Origin of the sequence: Streptomyces sp. (genome assembly GCF_031181555.1) — a bacterium.
Classification (GTDB): Bacteria; Actinomycetota; Actinomycetes; order Streptomycetales; family Streptomycetaceae; genus Streptomyces; species Streptomyces fimbriatus.
Genome location: NZ_JAPSKQ010000059.1, coordinates 12874 through 34310, shown reverse-complemented (window position 1 = coordinate 34310; position 21437 = coordinate 12874). Strand labels below are relative to the sequence as shown.

21 protein-coding genes and 2 pseudogenes are annotated in these 21437 nt (G+C 71.5%); 14 read left to right on the top strand and 9 right to left on the bottom strand.

The genetic code is table 11. From position 1 onward, the window contains the following. Positions 1 to 119 (top strand): annotated as a pseudogene (locus RIM90_RS14870) (methylmalonyl Co-A mutase-associated GTPase MeaB); the annotation flags it as partial. A gap of 120 nt (positions 120 to 239) precedes the next feature. Continuing rightward, positions 240 to 500: pseudogene (locus RIM90_RS14865) on the top strand (MFS transporter); the annotation flags it as partial. Here the strand turns inward: RIM90_RS14865 and RIM90_RS14860 are convergent. Next, entirely contained in the window at positions 448 to 1131 is a 684-nt protein-coding gene (locus RIM90_RS14860) for a PepSY domain-containing protein (RefSeq protein WP_309061169.1), read from the bottom strand. The pseudogene RIM90_RS14865 and the gene RIM90_RS14860 sit on opposite strands and share 53 nt — an antisense overlap. Before the next feature lie 116 nt (positions 1132 to 1247). On the opposite strand from RIM90_RS14860, the gene RIM90_RS14855 reads away from it, so the two are divergent. Together RIM90_RS14855 and RIM90_RS14850 are read left to right on the top strand one after the other, a co-directional pair. Continuing rightward, positions 1248 to 1964, top strand: a complete 717-nt coding sequence (locus tag RIM90_RS14855) for a response regulator transcription factor (protein ID WP_309061168.1) — start codon at positions 1248 to 1250, stop codon at positions 1962 to 1964. Next, on the top strand, positions 1961 to 3424 hold the full coding sequence (locus RIM90_RS14850; RefSeq protein WP_309061167.1) for a HAMP domain-containing sensor histidine kinase: 1464 nt from the start codon (positions 1961 to 1963) through the stop codon (positions 3422 to 3424). The genes RIM90_RS14855 and RIM90_RS14850 overlap by 4 nt, the downstream gene beginning before the upstream one ends. Positions 3425 to 3440: 16 nt before the next feature. Here RIM90_RS14850 and RIM90_RS14845 read toward each other — a convergent pair whose 3' ends face one another. The 4 genes from RIM90_RS14845 to RIM90_RS14830 form a co-directional block, all read right to left on the bottom strand. Beyond that, positions 3441 to 3917, bottom strand: coding sequence for a MarR family transcriptional regulator (locus RIM90_RS14845; RefSeq protein ID WP_309061166.1), 477 nt, complete (start codon positions 3915 to 3917; stop codon positions 3441 to 3443). Between the two features lie 96 nt (positions 3918 to 4013). Continuing rightward, the gene (locus RIM90_RS14840) at positions 4014 to 4814 is read right to left on the bottom strand and encodes an AIM24 family protein (protein ID WP_309061165.1); all 801 of its coding nucleotides are present in this window, start codon (positions 4812 to 4814) and stop codon (positions 4014 to 4016) included. Continuing rightward, positions 4811 to 5461, bottom strand: coding sequence for an AIM24 family protein (locus RIM90_RS14835; RefSeq protein WP_309061164.1), 651 nt, complete (start codon positions 5459 to 5461; stop codon positions 4811 to 4813). The genes RIM90_RS14840 and RIM90_RS14835 overlap by 4 nt, the downstream gene beginning before the upstream one ends. Position 5462: 1 nt before the next feature. Next, positions 5463 to 6095 (bottom strand): AIM24 family protein, encoded by a 633-nt coding sequence (locus tag RIM90_RS14830; protein ID WP_309061172.1) that lies wholly within the window; start codon positions 6093 to 6095, stop codon positions 5463 to 5465. Between the two features lie 203 nt (positions 6096 to 6298). Here RIM90_RS14830 and RIM90_RS14825 point away from each other — a divergent pair, with 203 nt between their 5' ends. The 5 genes from RIM90_RS14825 (at position 6299) to RIM90_RS14805 (ending at position 9734) form a co-directional block, all read left to right on the top strand. Beyond that, entirely contained in the window at positions 6299 to 6643 is a 345-nt protein-coding gene (locus RIM90_RS14825; protein ID WP_309061163.1) for a DUF3817 domain-containing protein, read from the top strand. After that, on the top strand, positions 6640 to 6942 hold the full coding sequence (locus RIM90_RS14820; RefSeq protein WP_309061162.1) for an MTH1187 family thiamine-binding protein: 303 nt from the start codon (positions 6640 to 6642) through the stop codon (positions 6940 to 6942). The genes RIM90_RS14825 and RIM90_RS14820 overlap by 4 nt, the downstream gene beginning before the upstream one ends. Positions 6943 to 7043: 101 nt before the next feature. After that, entirely contained in the window at positions 7044 to 7553 is a 510-nt protein-coding gene (locus tag RIM90_RS14815) for a MarR family transcriptional regulator (protein ID WP_309061161.1), read from the top strand. A gap of 57 nt (positions 7554 to 7610) precedes the next feature. Then, complete coding sequence (locus RIM90_RS14810; protein WP_309061160.1) at positions 7611 to 7949, top strand: DUF3817 domain-containing protein; 339 nt, start codon at positions 7611 to 7613, stop codon at positions 7947 to 7949. Between the two features lie 84 nt (positions 7950 to 8033). Further along, positions 8034 to 9734 carry a methylmalonyl-CoA mutase family protein gene (locus RIM90_RS14805; protein WP_309061159.1) on the top strand — a complete coding sequence of 567 codons (1701 nt, stop codon included), beginning with the start codon at positions 8034 to 8036 and terminating at the stop codon, positions 9732 to 9734. A gap of 260 nt (positions 9735 to 9994) precedes the next feature. Here RIM90_RS14805 and RIM90_RS14800 read toward each other — a convergent pair whose 3' ends face one another. After that, entirely contained in the window at positions 9995 to 10678 is a 684-nt protein-coding gene (locus tag RIM90_RS14800; RefSeq protein WP_309061158.1) for a TetR/AcrR family transcriptional regulator, read from the bottom strand. A gap of 235 nt (positions 10679 to 10913) precedes the next feature. Between RIM90_RS14800 and RIM90_RS14795 the strand changes: the two genes are divergently transcribed. From RIM90_RS14795 to RIM90_RS14780, 4 genes are all read left to right on the top strand, one after another. Beyond that, positions 10914 to 11891: a tetratricopeptide repeat protein gene (locus RIM90_RS14795; protein ID WP_309061157.1), complete on the top strand. Its 978-nt coding sequence runs from the start codon at positions 10914 to 10916 to the stop codon at positions 11889 to 11891. 656 nt (positions 11892 to 12547) lie between these two features. Beyond that, positions 12548 to 13189 carry a DUF6230 family protein gene (locus RIM90_RS14790; RefSeq protein WP_309061156.1) on the top strand — a complete coding sequence of 214 codons (642 nt, stop codon included), beginning with the start codon at positions 12548 to 12550 and terminating at the stop codon, positions 13187 to 13189. Between the two features lie 188 nt (positions 13190 to 13377). Further along, positions 13378 to 13968, top strand: a complete 591-nt coding sequence (locus RIM90_RS14785; RefSeq protein WP_309061155.1) for a DUF6114 domain-containing protein — start codon at positions 13378 to 13380, stop codon at positions 13966 to 13968. After that, a complete protein-coding gene (locus RIM90_RS14780; RefSeq protein ID WP_309061154.1) occupies positions 13958 to 15313 on the top strand; it encodes a hypothetical protein in 1356 nt (451 codons plus the stop codon). Before RIM90_RS14785 ends, RIM90_RS14780 begins: the two co-directional genes overlap by 11 nt. A 93-nt stretch (positions 15314 to 15406) precedes the next feature. Here the strand turns inward: RIM90_RS14780 and pyk are convergent, their stop codons facing one another. The 3 genes from pyk to pta all read right to left on the bottom strand — a co-directional run bounded on the left by pyk (position 15407) and on the right by pta (position 20215). Then, a complete protein-coding gene (pyk, locus tag RIM90_RS14775) occupies positions 15407 to 16834 on the bottom strand; it encodes a pyruvate kinase (RefSeq protein ID WP_309061153.1) in 1428 nt (475 codons plus the stop codon). A 73-nt stretch (positions 16835 to 16907) separates the two neighbouring features. After that, positions 16908 to 18116 carry an acetate kinase gene (locus RIM90_RS14770; RefSeq protein WP_309061152.1) on the bottom strand — a complete coding sequence of 403 codons (1209 nt, stop codon included), beginning with the start codon at positions 18114 to 18116 and terminating at the stop codon, positions 16908 to 16910. Further along, positions 18113 to 20215, bottom strand: a complete 2103-nt coding sequence (gene pta / locus RIM90_RS14765; RefSeq protein WP_309061151.1) for a phosphate acetyltransferase — start codon at positions 20213 to 20215, stop codon at positions 18113 to 18115. The genes RIM90_RS14770 and pta overlap by 4 nt, the downstream gene beginning before the upstream one ends. Positions 20216 to 20395: 180 nt before the next feature. Between pta and RIM90_RS14760 the strand changes: the two genes are divergently transcribed. Beyond that, positions 20396 to 21421: an ATP-dependent 6-phosphofructokinase gene (locus RIM90_RS14760; protein WP_309061150.1), complete on the top strand. Its 1026-nt coding sequence runs from the start codon at positions 20396 to 20398 to the stop codon at positions 21419 to 21421. Positions 21422 to 21437 lie beyond the last annotated feature (16 nt).

Below are 21437 nucleotides of genomic sequence, written 5' to 3'. Positions count from 1 at the left end.
GCATCGGCGACCTCCACGGCGACCGCCGGCTCGGCGCCCTGGCGGAACGGATCATCGCCGGCGAGCTGGACCCGTACCGCGCGGCGGACGAGCTGGTCGAGGGGCTGACGCGGGGCTGACGCCCGGCGGACGCCGGCCCGGACAGGGCGATGGCGGGCCCATGCGGCCCGCTGCTGCCTTGACCGGCATGTTCCTCCTCTCGGCATAGAGCCCGCCCAGGACCGCGACCGCCGCATCCGGCCGTCGCCTGCGCGGGTCTGTTCGTGGCGCCGGCACTGACGACGGCGTACCTGGTCGCCGACGAAGCCGCGGCGCCGGGGTTCCGGACCCGGACGGGTGCCTGGGTCAACACCGCTGTGAACGCCGGGAGTTCGGCCGGTGCGGCGGCGGTGGGCCTGCTGGTGGGGCGGCTGCCGCTGCCGGTGTGCTTCGCGGTGTCCGGGGCGGTCAGTCGTCGTCCGAGTCGGAGTCGTCCGCGTCGTCCGAGCGGTCCGCCGTGACCTTCCCGCTGTTCAGGTCCACGCGCCAGTCCCGCTCGTCCTCGCCGGAGGCACGGGTCTCGGCCTCCCACCCCTTGTCCCCGTCGTCGTCCAGGTCGACGGAGACCACCGTGCCCTCGGCGGCCGCCGCCTTCGCGGCCTCCCCGGCCGTCACCGACGTCCCCTTCAGCGCGGCCCGCACCTGCGCGGTGTCGTCCTCGTCCTCCGTGTGCGAGCCGAGGACCTTGCCGGTGGCCGGGTCGACGCGCACGCTGTGCCAGGTGCCGCCGCCGGCGAGGACGTCGACCTCCCAGGCCGCCTGGCCGCCGTCGTCGTCCTCGTCGTCCAGCTCCGCGGAGACGGCGGTCCCCGGGGTGTGCTTCAGGGCGGCGGCGATGGCGTCGGCGGCGGTCACCCCGGAGGAGGCGGCGGCACGGGCGTCGTCGTCACCGTCCCGGTCGTCCCGGTCGTCGGCGTCGTCGGTGTCCTCACGCCCCCGGTCGTCGTCGCGGGCCGTGTCGTCGTCCGCCCCCCTCGTCTCCGTCGCCCGCGTCGTCGGCGCGTCGTCCCCCGAGACCGCGAGGGCCGTCGCCGTACCTCCCCCGACGAGGGCTGCGGCCGTGACGACGGCGATCACGATGTTGCGCTTCATGCGGGTTCCTCCTGGGTCGCTTCGTTCTCGACGCCTTCAATGTCGCCGACCGACGCTGAGGGGAACCTGAAACCGCCTGAAGTGGTCTTCAGCTTTCCTTTGCGACCCTTGACCCCATGCGCCCGCCCGTGACCCACCGCCACCCTGCCGGAGGCGCTTCGCGCCGCCCCTCTCGATTGTTGATCGTGGAGGACGAGAAGCGGCTCGCCCTGTCGCTCGCCAAGGGCCTGACGGCCGAGGGCTACGCCGTGGACGTCGTCCACGACGGCCGGGAGGGGCTGCACCGGGCCACGGAGGGGACGTACGACCTCGTCGTCCTCGACATCATGCTGCCCGGCCTGAACGGCTACCGGGTCTGCGCCGCCCTGCGCGCCGCCGGACACGACGTGCCGATCCTGATGCTCACCGCCAAGGACGGCGAGTACGACGAGGCCGAGGGCCTGGACACGGGCGCCGACGACTACCTCACCAAGCCGTTCTCGTACGTCGTCCTCGTCGCGCGGATCAAGGCGCTGCTGCGCCGCCGGGGCGCGGGGGCCTCCCGGGTGCACGTGCACGGCGACCTCAGGGTGGACACCGCCGCCCGCCGGGTCTTCCTGGGCGAGGACGAAGTGGCGCTGACCGCCAAGGAGTTCTCCGTCCTGGAGCAGCTGGTGCTGCGGGCCGGCGAGGTGGTCTCCAAGACGGAGATCCTGGAGCACGTCTGGGACTTCGCCTACGAGGGCGACCCGAACATCGTCGAGGTCTACGTCAGCGCCCTGCGCCGCAAGCTGCGCGCCGGGCTGATCCGGACCGTGCGCGGCGCCGGGTACCGGCTGGAGACGGCGCCGTGAGCCGGCTGTTCGGCTCGGTCCGGTCGCGGGCGACGCTCGGCGCGACCCTGGTGGTCGCCGTGGCCCTCGTCGCGGCGGGGATCGCCGTGGTGCTGTCGCTGCGCTCCAACCTGACCGCCGAGGCGGGCACCCGCGCGGAGCGCTCCGCCCGGGCGGTCGCCTCCGAGCTGGCCGCCCGGACGGCGTACGACGACCTCTCGGGGCTGGACGGCGACGACGGGCCGGTGCAGGTCGTCGACGAGGACGGCAGGCTGGTCGCGGCCAGTGAGGACCTGGAGCGGATCAGCGGCACGGCGACCGCCGAGGTGACGCCGCGCCCGTCCGTCCCGGGCGGTGAGGACGGCGACGACGGCTCGGACGACTCGGACGGCGGGGACGACTCGGACGACGCCGGGGACTCCGGCGGTTCCGACGAGGACCTCGACCCCGGTGAGATCGACCGCGAGACCACCTTCGGCAGCGGTTCCGCGACGATCGACGGCGACGCCGAGGACTACCGGTTCGCGGCCGTCGACGTGGAGACCCACGACCGGGGCCGCCTCACCGTCTACGCGGGAGCCCCGCTCGCCGCCGAGCACAGCGCCGTGGACACCGCGCAGACCGCGATGCTCCTCGGCCTCCCGCTGCTGCTGGGCGTGGTCGCCGGGGTGACCTGGACGGTCACCGGGCGGGCCCTGCGGCCGGTGGAGGGCATCCGCCGGGAGATGGCCGCGATCACCGCCTCCGAGGATCTCGCCCGCCGCGTCCCGGAGCCCGGCACCCACGACGAGATCGCCCGGCTCGCCCGCACCACCAACGAGACGCTCGCCGCGCTGGAGGCGTCCGTGGAGCGGCAGCGGCGGTTCGTCGCCGACGCCTCGCACGAACTGCGCAGCCCGATCGCCTCCCTGCGCACCCAGCTGGAGGTGGCCGCCGCCCACCCCGAGCTGCTCGACCTGGACGGCGCCGTCGAGGACACCGTGCGGCTCCAGCACCTCGCCGCCGACCTGCTGCTGCTCGCCCGGCTGGACGCGGGGGAGCGGCCCGCCGACGCGCTCGTCGACCTGGCCGCGCTGGCCCGGGAGGAGGCCGCGGGCCGGGCGGGCGTGACGGTGGACACGGAGCCGGCGGAGGTGACCGGGTCGCGGGGACAGCTGGGGCGGTTGCTCGCCAACCTGCTGGACAACGCCCGGCGGCACGCCCGCGAGAGGGTCACGGTGACCGTCCGGCGGGAGGGGAACTGGGCGGTGCTCGGCGTGGCCGACGACGGCGAGGGGGTGGCCGAGGCCGACCGGGAGCGGATCTTCGAACGGTTCGTCCGGCTGGACGCCGCCCGCAGCCGCGACGACGGCGGCGCCGGGCTGGGCCTCGCCATCGCGCGGGACGTCGCCGTACGGCACGGCGGGACGCTCACGGCCGGGTCGGCGCCGACGGGCGGAGCCCTGTTCGAGCTCCGCCTGCCGTTCGCCGGAGAGGGGTGACGGCCCGACCGGGGCGTCAGGGGCGGCCCCGCTGCCCGCGCAGGTGTTCCGCGATGGGCCTGAGGGCCTTGTCGAGTCCGGTGAGGTCCTCGGGGGAGAGCAGGTCGATGAAGTGCCGGCGCACGGACGCCACGTGGTGCGGCGCGACCTTCTGCATGGTTTCCATGCCGTGCTCGGTGAGGACCGCGTAGAGCCCGCGGCGGTCGGACTCGCAGTTCTCCCGCCGGACCAGGTTCGCGTTCTCCATCCGGGTGATCTGGTGCGAGAGGCGGCTCTTGGACTGCAGGGTGGCGGCGGCGAGGTCGCTCATCCGCATCCGTCGGTCCTCCGACTCGGAGAGATTCACCAGGATCTCGTAGTCGTTCATTGTCAGGCCGAACGGCTGCAGGTCCTTCTCGAGCTGGTAGGTCAACAGTCTGTTGACCTCCAGGTGGGTGCGCCAGGCGCACTGCTCCGCATGGGTCAGCCAGCGCGTGGCCGTCTCGGTCTCCATGAATGAAGTCTACCTAAGAAGTTGAAAGGCGAACGAATGATGCTTCCGTGTGACACAGCGTGCACGCGTTCGACGTCACACTCCGCAGACTACCGCTCACAGCCCGAAGCGACGCTGGAGGTCGCCCAGCTGTCCGGGAAGGCGCGGTGCCCCGGCCGGCTGTCCGGACCCGCCGGACGCCCCGCCCCCGGGTACCCCCGGCTGCTGCGGAGCGACCCCCGTGGCCTGCTCCGTCATCAGGGTCTCGGACGACTGGAGCAGCACCGTGCCGGCCCCCGCGAACTCGAACTGGTGCTCCTCGCCGGAGGCCCCGCCGAGGCCCGTCATCGCACGTAGACCGCCCATGAGGCCGGTCATGTAGCCGTGGTCGTAGTGGTGGCACGGAGAGGGGCAGTCCGCCCATCCGACCAGCGCCTGCGGGTCCACCCGGATCGGAGGCTCCATGAAGACCACCGGACCGTTGGACGCGGCCACGAACTTTCCGGTTCCGATCAGGGTCAGGAAACCCGGCACGATCGACTGCTTCAGCGAGAGACTTGGCTGAAAAGCGAGGAGGTTGCCCGAGCGAATGGTCAGATTGCCGTCGTCCAGGTCGTACGAATTCACGTCGAAGGCCCGGTCGGCGAGGAGCATCTTGCCCGAGCCCTCCGCCACGACCCAGTCGCTCGCGTGCAGAGGCGAATGGAACGACGTACGGACGAGCCGGTCGAGTCGGCCGTGTCCGATGCCGTTGAACTCGATCGAACCGTAGTAGGCGATCATCTTCCCCTTCTGCATGAACCACTGGGTGCCCTTGAGCTCCACGCAGAAGGTGTAGTGATCGACGTTGTCGTCGGACGGCAGCGTCATCGGGTCGAAGACCGCGGGTCCGGCGCCCGGGGTTCCGTAGGTGCTCACAGCTTCTCCTCCGACGCCTGGACGTACACCGCACCGCTGCCGCTCAGCTCCAGCTGGAACGCCTCACCGGAGCCGCGGCCCACCATGTCCCGCCAGCCGAGGGCCGTGGACAGCTTGTTGCGGACGTCGCCGTGGTGGGCGACGTAGGCCTGCGGGTCGACGTGCACCGGGCGCTGCGGGGCGATCGGGATCTCGATCACCCCGCCGTGGGCCATCACGGCGACGGAGCCGTGCCCCTTCAGCGTGGTCGTGAACAGCCCCTGCCCGGAGACCTGTCCCCGGACCATGCCCATCACCCCGCCCTGCGAGCCCAGGAACACCGTGCCCTGCTCCAGGGTGCCCTCGAAGGCCAGCAGCCGGTCCGCCTCGACGTACAGGGTGTCCCCGGCGAGGTTGATCACCTGCACGTGGTGGCCGCCGTGCCCGAACAGGACCGTGCCGCTGCCCTCGACGGTCATCAGGGGCGTGTCCTCGTTCGCCACGCGCCGGCCGATCATCGACATCAGCCCGCCCTGGCCGCCCGCCCTGTTCGGGGTGAAGCTCACCTCCCCCTGGTACGCGAGCATCGCGCCGCGCTGGCTGAACAGCCGCCGGCCCGGCGCCACGGTCGCCTCGACCATCTTCGCGTTGATCTCCCGGAAGGCCATGTCAGACGTCCCCCGCGATCGTGTTCCGCTCACTGGGCTGCACGTAGACCAGCCCGTCGCCCTCGAACCGGATCTGGAAGGCCTCGCCGCCGCCCTCGCCGATCAGGGTGCGGAAGGTCACACCGGACTGGAACGACTGCCGCAGGTTCCCCTGGTGGGCCACGTAGGCGCCGGGGTCGACGGTCAGCGGGTACTGCGGACCGACCCGGAGGACGATCGCGGGACCGTCCGACAGGAGCGCCGCCTGGCCGTGCCCCTCGACGGTGGTCGTGAACAGCCCGTTGCCCTGCGAGGCGCCGCGCACCCCGGTGAAGCCGGTGCCGGTGCGCAGTCCGCCGTCGGTCGCCAGCAGGTTGCTCGACTCCACGTAGAGCTTGTCGCCCCGGAGGCCGACGAGGCTGATCTCGGACGCGCGGTCCGCGAACCAGCAGGTCCCGTGCCCTTTCACCTCCATCACCGTCATCTGCTCGCCCGTCAGCCGCCGGGTCACCATCCCCCTCAGGCCCTCACCGCCGCCGCTGAGCTTCTTGAAGGTCATGTCGCCGTCGTACGCGACCATGGAGCCGTTCTTCGCCTTCACGGCATCCCCGGTCATGTCGACGGCGAGCACCTTGCTGCTCTGAAGTCGGAACATCGCCACGCTTGCGACGGTAGCGGCCCCTTTGCCCCGCCGACAGGTCCCGTGGGGGGAACCGCACCCCGATCGGACCCCTACGGGCTACGGGACCCCCTCCGGTGGCCGCGGAGGGGGTTTGCCACAATGGGCGGACGCTTGTGCGTGCGTTCACAAACCGTCCTACCCGTCGACGCCGACGTCTCTCCCACCGAAGGTGATCCGTGGACATCAAGACCGCCACCGCCCTCCGCCGCCTCCGCCTGGTCTCGGGCCCCGAGGCGATCTCGTTCCTCGTCCTGCTCGTCTGCTCGGTCCTGAAGCGGACCACGGACTTCAACGCCGTCCCGGTGATGGGCGCGGTCCACGGCTTCCTCTTCGTCCTGTACGTGCTCTTCTGGGCGGACGCCTGGAACCGCGCCAAGTGGCCGCTGAAGACCGCCGCCTTCTACTTCCTGATGTCGGTCCTGCCCGCCGGCGGCTTCTTCGCCGAGCGCCGGCTCAAGCGTGAGGCCGAGGACGCGGTGATCGCCTCCCGCGCCCGCGGCGAAGGGGTCGTGCAGGCGTGATCGTCGCCTTTTCCGTGACGCCGCTCGGTGTGGGCGAGGACGTGGGGGAGTACGTCGCCGACGCCGTGCGGGTGGTCCGCGAGTCCGGGCTGCCGAACCGCACCGATGCCATGTTCACCTCGGTCGAGGGGGAGTGGGACGAGGTGATGGACGTCGTGAGGCGCGCCGTCGCCGCCGTGGAGGCGCGGGCCCCGCGGGTCTCGGTGGTCCTCAAGGCCGACATCCGCCCGGGGGTGGAGAACGGTCTCACGTCCAAGGTGGAGACCGTGGAGCGGCACCTGGCGCAGGACGCCGGGTAGCCGGCGGCCGTACGAGGCGGTCGGCGGGACCGGGGCGGTCCCGCCGACCGAAGAGCGAGACGGGGCTGACCGGCATATGACCGGCCGGTAAGGTCGGATCCGTGCCGAAGCCGCTCAGCCTCTCGTTCGATCCCATCGCCCGCGCCGACGAGCTCTGGAAGCAGCGCTGGGGAAGCGTGCCGTCGATGGCCGCGATCACGTCGATCATGCGCGCGCACCAGATCCTGCTGGCCGAGGTCGACGCGGTGGTCAAGCCGTACGGGCTGACGTTCGCGCGGTACGAGGCGCTGGTGCTGCTGACCTTCTCCAAGTCCGGGGAGCTGCCGATGTCCAAGATCGGCGAGCGGCTGATGGTGCACCCCACCTCGGTGACGAACACCGTGGACCGGCTGGTGAGGTCGGGCCTGGTGGACAAGCGCCCCAACCCCAACGACGGCCGCGGCACCCTCGCGACCATCACCGACAAGGGCCGCGAGGTGGTCGAGTCGGCCACCCGCGACCTGATGGCCATGGACTTCGGCCTGGGCGTCTACGACGCCGAGGAGTGCGGCGAGATCTTCGCGATGCTCCGGCCGCTGCGACTCGCGGCGGGGGACTTCGAGGAGGGGTGACGCGGTCCACGCGCCCCGGCCCGGGATCTCCCTGAACGGCCCGTTACGCTCGACCGCATGAAGAAGAGCGTGCTGACCCGCTACCGGGTCATGGCCTACGTCACCGGTGTCCTGCTCGTCCTGCTGGTCTTCGGCATGATCGGCAAGTACGCCCTCACGATGGAGGGCGCGGACGACTTCACCCAGGTGGTCAGCATTGCCCACGGCTGGCTGTACGTGGTGTATCTGATCTTCGCCTTCGATCTCGGCTCCAAGGCGAAGTGGCCGGTCAAGAAGCAGCTCTGGGTGCTGCTGGCGGGCACCGTTCCGACGGCCGCCTTCTTCGTGGAGCGCAGGATCAGCCGCGAGCTGGAGGCGAAGGCCGCGGACGAAGCGCCCGCGGTCGCCAAGGCGTAACACTTCGGGCGCCACCGCCGTACGGAGCAGCGTGCGGCGGTCAGCCATCGACATTTACTAGGACGTCCAAGTAAATTCGAGGGTATGGACGCTGACGCCATCGAGGAGGGCCGCCGACGCTGGCAGGCCCGGTACGACGCCGCGCGCAAGCGCGACGCAGACTTCACCACGCTCTCCGGCGATCCCGTGGAGCCGGTGTACGGGCCCCGGCCCGGGGACACCTACGAGGGGTTCGAGCGGATCGGCTGGCCGGGTGAGTACCCCTTCACCCGCGGCCTGTATCCGACCGGCTACCGGGGGCGCACGTGGACCATCCGGCAGTTCGCCGGGTTCGGGAACGCCGAGCAGACCAACGAGCGGTACAAGATGATCCTCGGCAACGGCGGGGGCGGGCTCTCCGTCGCCTTCGACATGCCGACGCTCATGGGCCGCGACTCCGACGACCCGCGCTCCCTGGGCGAGGTCGGGCACTGCGGGGTGGCGATCGACTCGGCGGCCGACATGGAGGTCCTGTTCCGGGACATCCCGCTCGGCGACGTCACCACGTCGATGACCATCAGCGGGCCCGCCGTGCCCGTCTTCTGCATGTACGTCGTCGCGGCCGAACGCCAGGGCGTCGACCCCGCCGTGCTCAACGGCACGCTGCAGACGGACATCTTCAAGGAGTACATCGCGCAGAAGGAGTGGCTCTTCCAGCCCGAGCCGCACCTGCGCCTGATCGGCGACCTGATGGAGCACTGCGCGGCCGGCATCCCCGCCTACAAGCCGCTGTCGGTCTCCGGCTACCACATCCGCGAGGCCGGGGCGACGGCCGCGCAGGAGCTCGCGTACACCCTCGCCGACGGTTTCGGCTACGTGGAGCTGGGGCTCAGCCGCGGGCTCGACGTGGACGTGTTCGCGCCGGGGCTGTCCTTCTTCTTCGACGCGCACGTCGACTTCTTCGAGGAGATCGCCAAGTTCCGCGCGGCCCGGCGGATCTGGGCCCGCTGGATGCGGGACGTCTACGGCGCGAAGAGCGAGAAGGCGCAGTGGCTGCGGTTCCACACGCAGACCGCCGGTGTCTCGCTGACCGCGCAGCAGCCCTACAACAACGTCGTCCGTACGGCCGTGGAGGCGCTGGCCGCCGTGCTCGGCGGGACCAACTCGCTGCACACCAACGCCCTCGACGAGACCCTCGCGCTGCCCAGCGAGCAGGCCGCCGAGATCGCCCTGCGCACCCAGCAGGTGCTCATGGAGGAGACCGGCGTCGCCAACGTCGCCGACCCGCTGGGCGGTTCGTGGTACGTCGAGCAGCTCACCGACCGGATCGAGGCCGACGCGGAGAAGATCTTCGAGCAGATCAAGGAGCGGGGCCTGCGGGCCCACCCGGACGGCCGGCACCCGATCGGGCCGATCACCTCCGGGATCCTGCGCGGCATCGAGGACGGCTGGTTCACCGGCGAGATCGCCGAGTCGGCGTTCCGCTACCAGCAGGCGCTGGAGAAGGGCGACAAGAAGGTCGTCGGCGTCAACGTGCACACCGGGTCCGTCACCGGCGACCTGGAGATCCTGCGGGTCAGCCACGAGGTGGAGCGCGAGCAGGTCCGGCTGCTGGGCGAGCGCAGGGCCGCCCGCGACGACGCGGCGGTGCGCGGCGCGCTCGACGCCATGGTGGCGGCCGCGCGCTCCGGCGCCAACATGATCGAGCCGATGCTGGACGCCGTCCGCGCGGAGGCGACGCTGGGCGAGATCTGCGGTGTCCTGCGCGACGAGTGGGGCGTGTACACCGAGCCCGCCGGTTTCTAGGCCGTGCCCCCGCTCCGTGCGGTCGGCCGGCCCCACGGAGCGGGGAGGGCGGTCACGGCCTGCGGGCCACCGCGCCGTACCGGGAGACCGCGGCGCTCGCGCCGGCGGTCTCCCCGCCGAGGCTCATGACGCGTCGGCCCCGTTCCCCGGCGACGGGTCCGGTCCGGCCGTGCGGGGCGTCCCCGGATGCCCGGCGTGCCGTGCGTCCCGGGCCGAGCGATCACCCGGTCCTCGCGGGGCGGGTCCGCTCCGGCGGGCCGTCACCGCCGTGCGGACGGGAGTTCGCCACCGGCCGCACTCCGCGGGCGGGCCGGGGCCCGGTCGGGCGAGCCGGCCGAGGCGAGTCCCGACAGCAGGACCCGGGTGAAACCGTGCACCCACTCCTCGTCCGCCGGCTCCGCGCTCACCAGGGTGCGGTGCACCACCGCGCCGGCCACCATGTCGAAGATCAGGTCGACGGTGCGGGCCGCTCGGTCGGCGTCGGTCTCGGCCGGCAGTTCGCCCCGTGCCTGGGCGCGCGCCCGGCCCGCGAGGACCAGGCGTTTCTGCCGGTCGACGATCGAGGCCCGGATGCGCTCGCGCAGCGCCTCGTCGCGGGTGGCCTCGGCGACCACCGCCATCAGCCCGCTCCTGGCCTCGGGGCGGGCCAGGATCGCGGCGAACTGCAGCACCACGCCCTCGATGTCGGCGGCCAGCGAGCCGCGGTCGGGCACGCACAACTCGTCGAAGAGTTCCGCGACCGCGTCCACGACCAGTTCGTTCTTGCCCGCCCAGCGCCGGTAGAGGGTGGTCTTGGCAACCCCGGCGCGGATCGCCACGTCTCCCAACGTGAGCTTGGACCACCCCAGTTCGACCAGAGCCTGACGTGTCGCGGCCAGGATCGCGGCGTCCGCGGCGGCACTGCGCGGACGTCCGGTGCGACTGGCTGGGGTGCGGCTCTGCATGGCACGACCATAACGGCGGGTTCCGCGCGGTCGGGCGTGAGGGAGATCACCGGGGCACGGTGTTCCGGGGATCCCGCTTGGCATTACGCTACGACTCGTAGCGAAAGCACGTGCGACCGACGTGCCCGAGCGACGACCACGGCGTGGGTGGGGACCCGGCGCCCGACAGCACACGAACGTCTGGCTTTCCCCGGGCGTTTTCACACACGCGCGCCGTACGGGGGAGGATAGGCGCATGCAGCCACGGAACATGTCCATGAGCGGAGTCGTCGACCTCGCCGCGGTGAAGGCGGCCCAGGAGGCCAAGGCGAAGGCGGAGCAGGCGCGCGCCGAAGCGGCCCGGCAGGGTGGCGGGGGTGCCGTCTCCCCGGCCGATCTCGTCATCGACGTCGACGAGGCCGGCTTCGAGCGCGACGTTCTGCAGCGGTCCACCGAGGTCCCGGTCGTCATCGACTTCTGGGCCGAGTGGTGTCAGCCCTGCAAGCAGTTGAGCCCCGTCCTGGAGCGGCTCGCCGTCGAGTACAACGGGCGCTTCCTCCTCGCCAAGATCGACGTCGACGCCAACCAGATGCTGATGCAGCAGTTCGGGGTCCAGGGGATCCCGGCGGTCTTCGCGGTGGTGGCCGGACAGGCGCTGCCGCTCTTCCAGGGGGCCGCGGGCGAGGCGCAGATCCGCCAGACCCTGGACCAGCTGGTGCAGGTGGCCGAGCAGCGCTTCGGCCTGACCGGTCTCGTCGTCGACCCCGACGCCGAGCCGGGCGGCGGTGCCCGGGAGGCGCAGGAGGCGCCCGCCGGTCCGCACGACGCGTTGCTGGAGGCCGCCGTCCGGGCCCTGGACGCGGGTGACCTGAGCGGTGCCGTCCAGGCGTACAGGAACGTGCTCGCCGACGACCCGGGCAACCCGGAGGCCAAGCTGGGCCTCGCCCAGGCCGAACTGCTCCAGCGGGTGCAGGGGCTGGACCCGGTGAAGGTGCGCAAGGACGCGGCCGAGAAGCCGCAGGACGCCGCGGCGCAGATCGCCGCCGCCGACCTGGACCTGGTGGGCGGTCACGTGGAGGACGCCTTCGGCCGGCTCATCGAGACGGTGGGGCGCACCGCGGGCGACGACCGGGACGCCGTGCGGGTGCGGCTGCTGGAGCTGTTCGAGGTGGTCGGCGCCGAGGACCCGCGCGTGATCGCCGCGCGCCGGGCGCTGGCGCGGGCCCTGTTCTGAGCGGACCGGGCCCTGTCGCCCGGTCCTGACCGTCGCGGCGGTCGTCCGGACCGGTGGGGCCCCAGTGGAGGGCTGGTCCACCGAGGCCGATGCGGCCGCGTTTTGCCAAATCTTGGTAATCGCGGCCGCTGTTACTGCGAGTAAGTCGCAGGCGTTGGTCTGTCGGATTCTGTCCAGCGATCAATAGTTTTGTACGCCCCCTTCGGGACACCCAGCGTCGCCGACCGGGATCGGTGGGTCGTCTCGCGGTTATCCGGCCGTTACTAGCGAGTAACGAACCCCCTTGTGCGGGCGGCGAGAATGCACCACGATCGGCGACGCTCGGTCCGTTTCCCGCACCCCCGACAGCCGGTCGGGCCCGCGGGTCCTCTGGGTCCCCACCGAGCAGGGCCGGCGGCAGTGGCGCCGGCCCTTGGACAGGGGGGTCTTCGCCCTTCCGGTGAAGCCTGTCCAGCAGGGTTGTGCGTGATGCGTGTCAGGCGCGACCAGTGGTTGTCGCTCGGGGGTGATCGCCGGTGATCCGTGCGCTTCGTGCGCCGTCGGGCACGGGCGCTCTCCTTCCCGAGGACGTAGCACTTCTCCCATCCCTGCCCGGTTGAGCCGTCGGCCATGACGGCCAGTCCGGACAGGAGATGTACGTCCGAGAAGGAGGAAACATGAAGTCCCAGGTGCGTGGCGGGACCAGATGGAAGCGGTTCGCCGTGGTCATGGTGCCCAGCGTGGCCGCCACGGCTGCGGTGGGCATAGGCCTGGCGCAGGGCGCCCTCGCGGCGTCGTTCAGCGTCTCCGGCCAGCAGTTCAAGGTGACGGCCGGTCACCTGCACGGTGAGGGTTTCGCCCAGTACGGCGGCATCGACGAGGTCTACACCTCGGTCAAGGGCGACAAGAAGATGAAGGTCCCGGTCGCCATCTCGTCGTTCGACGACGCGACGATCAAGAGGATGTGCCAGTCCGTCAAGACGGACATCCCCCTCGTGGGGACGGTCTACCTCCGTCTCGAGGCGGGCAACGACGCGAAGAAGCCGGTCAAGGCCAAGAACCTCTACATCGACGTCGCCCAGCTCGACGCCGACGCGGAGTTCAAGAACATCGACATCGGTGTCGCGGTCAAGGACAAGTCACGCGGTCCCGCCGTCAAGCAGGGCGAGAGCGTGCTGCCGGGCGGCTTCGCCCAGCAGGCGGAGGAGGCCGACCTCTACAACGTCAAGCAGACGGCGTGGGCGACCACGGCCGGCACGTTCAAGCTGAGCGGCCTGTCGATGCGCCTCGGCACGGACTCCAAGATGGAGTGCTACTGACGGTCTCCGTCACCGGGGTGCTCCGGGGCAGCTGAACTGTCCCAGGGGGCGGGGAGGCCGTCGCTTCCCCGCTCCGCCGGCCCGGCCGGTCCGCGTGCCGGGCCACCCTCTCAGATCCAGACTTCCGGCTTCTCCACGCCCACGGCCGAGCCGGTACGTACTTCCACCGGACCCAGGGAGCTTTTTCCATGAGTGCCGAGACTCCGGTCCAGAGCGCCGGGAACTTCACCCGGCTGCGTCTGCGGTTCCGCGACTGGCGGGGCACCCGGCCGTTCTGGGCCGGCCTGTTCACCCTGCTGGGCGGAATCCCCATCGCCTACTTCCCCTACGCCACGCTGAAGCTGGGCCACATGTCGATCGCCATGGCGACGACCGCCGGCGCGGGCTCGCTGATCATCGGTGTCCTGCTGATCACGCTGGGGCTGACCATGTGGTTCCAGCAGGCCACGCGCATCTTCGCCGGTGTGGCCTCGATCCTCCTCGCCCTGGTGTCCCTGGTGGTCTCCAACATAGGCGGCTTCCTGGTCGGCTTCCTGCTCGCGCTGGTCGGCGGCGCGCTCGCCCTCTCCTGGGCGCCGGGCGAGCCGGCGGCCGAGGCGAACGGGCACCCGGGAGCGCCCGGCGGACCCGTCGGAGGGGACTCCCTGGGAGGCGTCCCCGGGGGTGCCACGGGCGAGCCGGGGCGGTCGGCCGCCCCGCACGAGCACGGGACCGGCGACGGTGGTGAGGCGGACGGCGCACGGACCGAGGACCGCGACAGGGGGCACCGTGTCGGCTGAGGAGATCCGCGACCAGAGCGCCGCCGGGGCCCTGGGCCCGGAGAGAAAGGGGCCGCGCCACGCGGCCCCCAGGAAGCCGCTGTTCACCCGGTTCCACGTCCCGGGCGGCAAGGCGATAGCCCTGGCGGCGATGCCGACCGCGGTCCTCATGGGGATGGGGTTCACGCCGACGCTCGCCCAGGCCGACGACCAGCCGTCCGCCAGGAGCCTGACCGCGGACGAGTACAAGGACTGTCTGGCCGCCATCGAGGACGCCGAGAAGGACGGCGCCTCCGCGTCGCCCACGCCGTCCCCCACGGCGAGTGACAGCGCCTCCCCGGACCGGGACGCCACCGCGGAGCCCGGCCCCTCGGCCTCCGCCGGCGCGGACCGGAGCGCGAACGCGGGCACGGCCCCGGACACGTCCTCTTCGTCGGATTCAGGTTCCGACGACGAGGACGAGCCCGCGCCGGCCCCGTCCCGGACCGCGGGCGGGCAGGACGCGGCGGAGCCGGCCGAGCCCGAGCCCGCCCCGTCGGAGACCGACCGCAACGTGCTGGAGAAGATCGGGGACACCATCGAGGACGTCCTCACTCCGGGGGACAAGGAGACGGAGGCGGACCCCGGCCCCGCCCCGTCCGCCTCCGCCCCGGCCGCCGCGAGCGCGGGCCAGGACGCGGGCGGCACCGCGAAGGAGACCACCGAGAAGGTCACCGAGGCGGCGAAGGACATCGCGGAGGACACCGCGGAGGACGCCGGTGGCAAGGCGTCGCAGGCGGCCGAGGACGCCGAGGAGGCGGCCGATGAGGCGGCCCCGACGCCGACCCCGCCCCCGACCCCGGAGGCCACCGCCTCCCCGAGTCCCTCCGAGACGGCCACGACCGACCTCGAGGACTGCCCGGTCGCCACCGACGCCGAGGGCGGGGTCGACAACAAGATCCTGCTGCCCGACGACCCGTGGTACCTGAACGCCAGCTCGCTGACGCTGAAGGGCGCCGACTACCAGGGCGTCGTCGAGGTGCGGACGGCGGGCGGCAGCACCAAGAAGGTGCTGAAGTACGTCGTCTCCGACGGCACCGACATCGGCGACCTGCACCAGACGGTCAAGGACGAGCGGACCGGCAAGACCCACCACGTGCAGGCCCGCAAGGGGTCGACGTCCACGATCCGCGACGGCGAGACCGTGATGTACACGGAGCGCATCTCCGGCAAGCTGCTCGGGCTGATCCCGGTCACCTTCGACCCGGAGCACCCGCCGCCGCTGAACATCCCGCTGATCTACTTCACCGACGTGACGGTGCAGCAGGCCGGCCAGTTCGGCGGGACCCTGTTCATCCCCGGGCTGCAGCAGTACGTCACGGGCTGACCGTCCGTCAGGACCCTTCCGGGAGCCGCACAGGGCCGAGGGCGCCCCCTGTCCGCAGGGGGCGCCCTCGGTGCCGTACCGGAGCCTTCCGGGTCAGCTCGTCGCGCCGCCCAGGTGGTGGACGCGGACCATGTTGGTGGTGCCGGGGACGCCGGGCGGCGAACCGGCGGTGATGACCACGATGTCGCCCTCGCCGAAGCGGTTCAGCTTGACCAGCTCCTGCTCCACCAACTCGACCATCTCGTCGGTCGAGTTCACGAACGGCACGACGTGCGGCTCCACGCCCCAGCTGAGCGTCAGCTGGTTGCGGGTGGACTCGTCCGTGGTGAACGCCAGGATCGGCTGGGCGGCGCGGTAACGGCACAGCCGGCGGGCCGTGTCGCCGGACTGGGTGAAGGCCACCAGGCCCTTGCCGCCGAGGAAGTCGGCGATCTCGCAGGCGGCGCGGGCCACCGAACCGCCCTGGGTGCGCGGCTTCTTGCCGGGCACCAGCGGCTGCAGGCCCTTGGACAGCAGCTCCTGCTCGGCCGCGGAGACGATCTTCGACATCGTCTTGACGGTCTCGATCGGGTACGCGCCCACGCTCGACTCGGCCGACAGCATGACCGCGTCGGCGCCGTCCAGGATCGCGTTGGCCACGTCGGAGGCCTCGGCGCGGGTCGGGCGGGAGTTGGTGATCATCGACTCCATCATCTGGGTCGCCACGATCACCGGCTTGGCGTTGCGCCGGCACAGCTCGATCAGGCGCTTCTGCACCATGGGGACCTTCTCGAGCGGGTACTCGACGGCGAGGTCACCGCGGGCGACCATCACGCCGTCGAACGCCATCACGACGTCCTCCATGTTCTGCACCGCCTGCGGCTTCTCCACCTTGGCGATGACGGGGACGCGGCGGCCCTCCTCGTCCATCACGCGGTGCACGTCGTGGACGTCCTTGGCGTCCCGGACGAAGGACAGGGCGACCAGGTCGCAGCCCATCCGCAGCGCGAAGCGCAGGTCCTCGACGTCCTTCTCGCTCAGCGCGGGCACGTTGACGGCCGCGCCGGGCAGGTTGATGCCCTTGTGGTCGGAGATGACGCCGCCCTCGATGACGATCGTCCTCACGCGGGCACCGTCGACCTCGGTCACCTTCAGCTCGACGTTGCCGTCGTTGATCAGGATCTGGTCGCCCTTGGCCACGTCGCCGGGCAGGCCCTTGTAGGTCGTTCCGCAGATCGTCCTGTCGCCCGGGACGTCCTCGGTGGTGATGGTGAACTCGTCACCGCGCACCAGCTCGACGGGACCTTCGGCGAAGGTCTCCAGGCGGATCTTCGGGCCCTGGAGGTCGGCGAGGACACCGATGGCCCGGCCGGTCTCCTTGGCGGCGGCACGGACCCGGTCGTACCGGCCCTGGTGCTCGGCGTGCGTGCCGTGGCTGAAGTTGAAGCGGGCCACGTTCATGCCGGCTTCGATCAGAGCGACGAGCTGCTCGTGGGAGTCGACCGCGGGGCCGAGAGTACAGACGATTTTCGAACGGCGCATGGGGCGATCCTATCGGTTTGTTTCGCTACGGAATATTCCGTCTGGCGGAAAATACAAATGAGGAATCGGCCGCTCAGTTGTTCTTTCCGACCAGTGCGTATGTCTGTGTGGCGATCTCCATTTCCTCGTCCGTCGGTACCACGGCGACCGCGACCCGCGCGCCCTCGGGCGAGATCAGCCGCGGCCCGTCGCCGCGTGCGGCGTTGCGCTCGGCGTCGACCGCGAGGCCCATCCCCTCCAGGCCCGCCACGGCCGCCTCCCGCACCGGCGCGGCGTTCTCGCCGACGCCGGCGGTGAAGGCCACCGCGTCCACCCGTCCGAGAACGGCGTAATAGGCGCCGATGTACTTCTTCAGACGGTGAATGTAGATGTCGAACGCGAGCTTCGCCCGTTCGTCGCCCTCGTCGATCCGGCGGCGGATCTCCCGCATGTCGTTGTCACCGCACAGTCCGACCAGACCGCTCTTCTTGTTGAGCAAAGTGTCGATCTCGTCGGCGGACATTCCGCCAACACGCATCAAATGGAAGATGACGGCCGGGTCCATGTCTCCGGACCGCGTACCCATCACGAGCCCCTCCAAGGGCGTCAGCCCCATCGAGGTGTCCACGCACCTCCCGCCCCGCACGGCCGAGGCGGACGCCCCGTTGCCCAGGTGCAGCACGATGACGTTCACCTCCTCGGGCGCCTTCCCCAGCAGATCCGCCGTCGCCCGGGAGACGTACGCGTGCGAGGTGCCGTGGAAGCCGTAGCGGCGGATGCGGTGCTCGTCGGCGGTCTTCACGTCGATCGCGTAGCGGGCGGCCGACTCCGGCATGGTGGTGTGGAAGGCGGTGTCGAAGACGGCGACCTGCGGCAGGTCGGGCCGCAGTGCCCGGGCGGTGCGGATACCGGTCAGGTTGGCCGGGTTGTGCAGCGGCGCCACCGGGATCAGCCGCTCGATCTCGGCGCACACGCGGTCGTCGACGACGGTCGGCTCGGTGAAGCGCTTCCCGCCGTGCACCACCCGGTGCCCGATCGCGGCCAGCTCCGGGGAGTCCAGCCCCAGCCCGTCGGCGGCCAGTTCCCCGGCCATCGCCTTCAGGGCGGCGTCGTGGTCGGCGACCGGGCCGGTGCGCTCCCGTGCCCGGCCGCCCGCCGCGAGGGGCGTGTGCCGCACGAGGGAGGTCCGCTCCCCGATCCGCTCGACCAGTCCCGCGGCCAGCCGGCTGTTGTCGCGCATGTCGAACAGCTGGTACTTCACCGACGACGAGCCGGAGTTGAGGACGAGGACACGGGTGCTCACTGGGCGGCTGCCTTCTCGCTCGGGGACGGCGCGGGGGACTGGGCCTGGATCGCCGTGATGGCGACCGTCGTGACGATGTCCTGGACGAGGGCGCCCCGGGACAGGTCGTTGACCGGCTTGCGCAGACCCTGCAGCACCGGACCGACGGCGATCGCGCCGGCCGAGCGCTGCACGGCCTTGTAGGTGTTGTTGCCGGTGTTGAGGTCCGGGAAGATCAGCACGGTCGCGTGCCCGGCGACCTCCGAGTCCGGCAGCTTGGTCGCCGCGACCGACGGCTCCACGGCGGCGTCGTACTGGATCGGCCCCTCGATCTTCAGGTCGGGCCGGCGCGCGCGCACCAGCCCGGTCGCCTCGCGCACCTTGTCGACGTCGGCGCCGGAGCCGGAGGTACCCGTCGAGTACGACAGCATCGCGATCCGCGGCTCCACCCCGAACCGCGCGGCGGTGACCGCCGACTGCACGGCGATGTCGGCCAGCTGCTCCGCGTCCGGGTCCGGGTTGACCGCGCAGTCGCCGTAGACGAGGACCTTGTCGGCCAGGCACATGAAGAAGACGGAGGAGACGATCCCGGCGTCCTCCCGCGTCTTGATGATCTCGAACGCCGGCCGGATGGTCGCGGCCGTGGAGTGCACCGACCCGGACACCATGCCGTCGGCCAGGCCCTCCTGCACCATCAGCGTGCCGAAGTAGTTGACGTCGGAGACGACGTCGTAGGCCAGCTCCACGGTCACGCCCCGGTGGGCGCGCAGGGCCGCGTACTTCTCGGCGAAGGAGTCGCGCAGCTCGGAGGTGGCCGGGTCGATCAGCTGGGTCCCGCCGAGGTCGATGCCGAGGTCGGCGGCCTTCTTGCGGATGGTGTCGGCCGGCCCGAGCAGGATCAGCTCGCACACGCCCCGGCGCAGCAGCACCTCGGCCGCGTGCAGCACCCGTTCCTCGGTGCCCTCGGGGAGCACGACCCGGCGCAGGTCGGAGCGGGCCTGTTCGAGCAGCTTGTGCTCGAACATCATCGGCGTCACCCGGTCGCTGCTGGGCGCGGAGACCAGCCGGTCGATCTCCGCGGTGTCGGCGTACCGCTCGAAGAGGCCGAGCGCGGTCTCCGCCTTGCGCGGGGTGGCCGCGTTCAGCTTGCCCTCCAGGGAGAAGAGCTGTTCGGCGGTGGGGAAGCTGTTGCCGGACACCGACAGCACCGGGGTGCCGGGGGCGAGACGGGCCGCGAGGGTGAGGATGTCGTCGCCGGGGACCTCGTCCAGGGTGAGCAGCACCCCGGCGATCGGCGGGGTGCCGGCGCTGTGCGCGGCGAGCGCGCCGACGACCAGGTCGGCGCGGTCGCCGGGGGTGACCACCAGACAGCCCGGGGTGAGGGCGGCGAGGAGGTTGGGCAGCATGGCGCCGCCGAAGACGAAGTCGAGGGCGTCGCGGGCCAGCCCGGAGTCGTCGCCGAGCACCACCTTCGCGTTCAGGGCGTGCGCGATCTGCGAGACGGTCGGGGCGGACAGCGCCGGCTCGTCCGGCAGGACGTAGCAGGGCACGGGCAGCCGGGACGCGAGCCGCTCGGCGATCTCGTCCCGGTCCTCCCGGGCCACCCGGTTGACCACCATGGCGAGCACGTCGCAGCCCAGGGTGTCGTAGGCGCGGTAGGCGTTGCGGGTCTCGGCGCGCACCGCCTCGGCGGTCTGCTTCCGCCCGCCCACCACCGGGATCACCGAGGCGCCGAACTCGTTGGCGAGCCGGGCGTTCAGGCTCAGCTCGTCCGGGAACTGGGTGTCGGCGTAGTCGGTGCCGAGGACGAGGACGACGTCGTAGTCGCGGGCGACCAGGCGGAACCGGTCGACGAGGGCGGAGACCAGCTCGTCCGTGCCCCGCTCGGCCTGGAGCGCGGACGCCTCCTGGTAGTCCATGCCGTAGACGGTCTCCGGGTCCTGGGTGAGCCGGTAGCGGGCGCGCAGGAGCTCGAAGAGACGGTCGGGCCCGTCGTGCACCAGGGGACGGAAGACACCCACCCGGTCGACCTGCCGGGTCAGGAGCTCCATGACCCCCAGCTCGACGACCTGGCGGCCGTCGCCGCGGTCGATACCGGTCACGTACACGCTGCGGGTCACGCGCGGTCTCCGTTTCATCGGGGCCACAAAAATCACCCACCGAGGTGAGCGAATCCCTCTTGACAATACCTCCGCCGATGGTTACGACGCCCGTCCGTGCGGCGTCGGCACCGGCCTGGAGGACGTGAAACAATCGGGGGTGGCTCACCGGTATCGACAGGGACCAGGAGACACAGCACGATGCGTATCGGAGTTCTCACCGCAGGCGGCGACTGCCCCGGCCTGAACGCAGTGATCCGGTCGGTCGTGCACCGAGCGGTCGACAACTACGGCGACGAGGTCATCGGCTTCGAGGACGGCTACTCGGGACTGCTGGACGGCCGCTACCGCACGCTCGACCTCGACGCGGTCAGCGGCATCCTGGCCCGCGGCGGCACCATCCTCGGCTCCTCCCGGCTGGAGCGCGACCGGCTGCGCGAGGCCTGCGAGAACGCCTCCGACATGATCCGCGACTTCGGCATCGACGCGCTGATCCCGATCGGCGGCGAGGGCACGCTCACCGCGGCGCACATGCTGTCGGACGCGGGCCTGCCGGTGGTCGGCGTCCCGAAGACGATCGACAACGACATCTCCTCCACCGACCGCACCTTCGGCTTCGACACCGCCGTCGGCGTCGCCACCGAGGCGATGGACCGCCTGAAGACCACCGCCGAGTCCCACCAGCGGGTGATGGTCGTCGAGGTGATGGGCCGGCACGCGGGCTGGATCGCCCTGGAGTCCGGCATGGCCGCCGGTGCGCACGGCATCTGCCTGCCCGAGCGCCCCTTCGACCCGGCCCAGCTGGTCAAGATGGTCGAGGAGCGCTTCGCCCGCGGCAAGAAGTTCGCGGTGATCTGTGTCGCCGAGGGCGCGCACCCGGCCGACGGCACCATGGACTACGGCAAGGGCGAGATCGACAAGTTCGGCCACGAGCGCTTCCAGGGCATCGGTACGGCCCTGGCGCACGAGCTGGAGCGGCGCCTGGGCAAGGAGGCCAAGCCGGTCATCCTCGGCCACGTCCAGCGCGGCGGTGTGCCGACGGCGTACGACAGGGTGCTGGCCACCCGCTTCGGCTGGCACGCGGTGGAGGCCGCGCACCGGGGCGAGTTCGGCAAGATGACCGCGCTGCGCGGCACGGACATCGTGATGGTGCCGCTGGCGGAGGCGGTCACGGAACTGAAGACGGTCCCGAAGGACCGGATGGACGAGGCGGAGTCGGTCTTCTAGCCGGCCTTCCAGCCGG

Bases quoted from the DNA above. Each gene is read 5' to 3' on its own strand.
- RIM90_RS14845 (WP_309061166.1), bottom strand. From the start codon at position 3,917: ATGGAGACCGAGACGGCCACGCGCTGGCTGACCCATGCGGAGCAGTGC.
- RIM90_RS14860 (WP_309061169.1), bottom strand. From the start codon at position 1,131: ATGAAGCGCAACATCGTGATCGCCGTCGTCACGGCCGCAGCCCTCGTC.
- RIM90_RS14805 (WP_309061159.1), top strand. From the start codon at position 8,034: ATGGACGCTGACGCCATCGAGGAGGGCCGCCGACGCTGGCAGGCCCGG.
- RIM90_RS14810 (WP_309061160.1), top strand. From the start codon at position 7,611: ATGAAGAAGAGCGTGCTGACCCGCTACCGGGTCATGGCCTACGTCACC.
- RIM90_RS14795 (WP_309061157.1), top strand. From the start codon at position 10,914: ATGCAGCCACGGAACATGTCCATGAGCGGAGTCGTCGACCTCGCCGCG.
- RIM90_RS14790 (WP_309061156.1), top strand. From the start codon at position 12,548: ATGAAGTCCCAGGTGCGTGGCGGGACCAGATGGAAGCGGTTCGCCGTG.
- RIM90_RS14830 (WP_309061172.1), bottom strand. From the start codon at position 6,095: ATGTTCCGACTTCAGAGCAGCAAGGTGCTCGCCGTCGACATGACCGGG.
- RIM90_RS14835 (WP_309061164.1), bottom strand. From the start codon at position 5,461: ATGGCCTTCCGGGAGATCAACGCGAAGATGGTCGAGGCGACCGTGGCG.
- RIM90_RS14785 (WP_309061155.1), top strand. From the start codon at position 13,378: ATGAGTGCCGAGACTCCGGTCCAGAGCGCCGGGAACTTCACCCGGCTG.
- pyk (WP_309061153.1), bottom strand. From the start codon at position 16,834: ATGCGCCGTTCGAAAATCGTCTGTACTCTCGGCCCCGCGGTCGACTCC.
- RIM90_RS14800 (WP_309061158.1), bottom strand. From the start codon at position 10,678: ATGCAGAGCCGCACCCCAGCCAGTCGCACCGGACGTCCGCGCAGTGCC.
- RIM90_RS14855 (WP_309061168.1), top strand. From the start codon at position 1,248: ATGCGCCCGCCCGTGACCCACCGCCACCCTGCCGGAGGCGCTTCGCGC.
- RIM90_RS14760 (WP_309061150.1), top strand. From the start codon at position 20,396: ATGCGTATCGGAGTTCTCACCGCAGGCGGCGACTGCCCCGGCCTGAAC.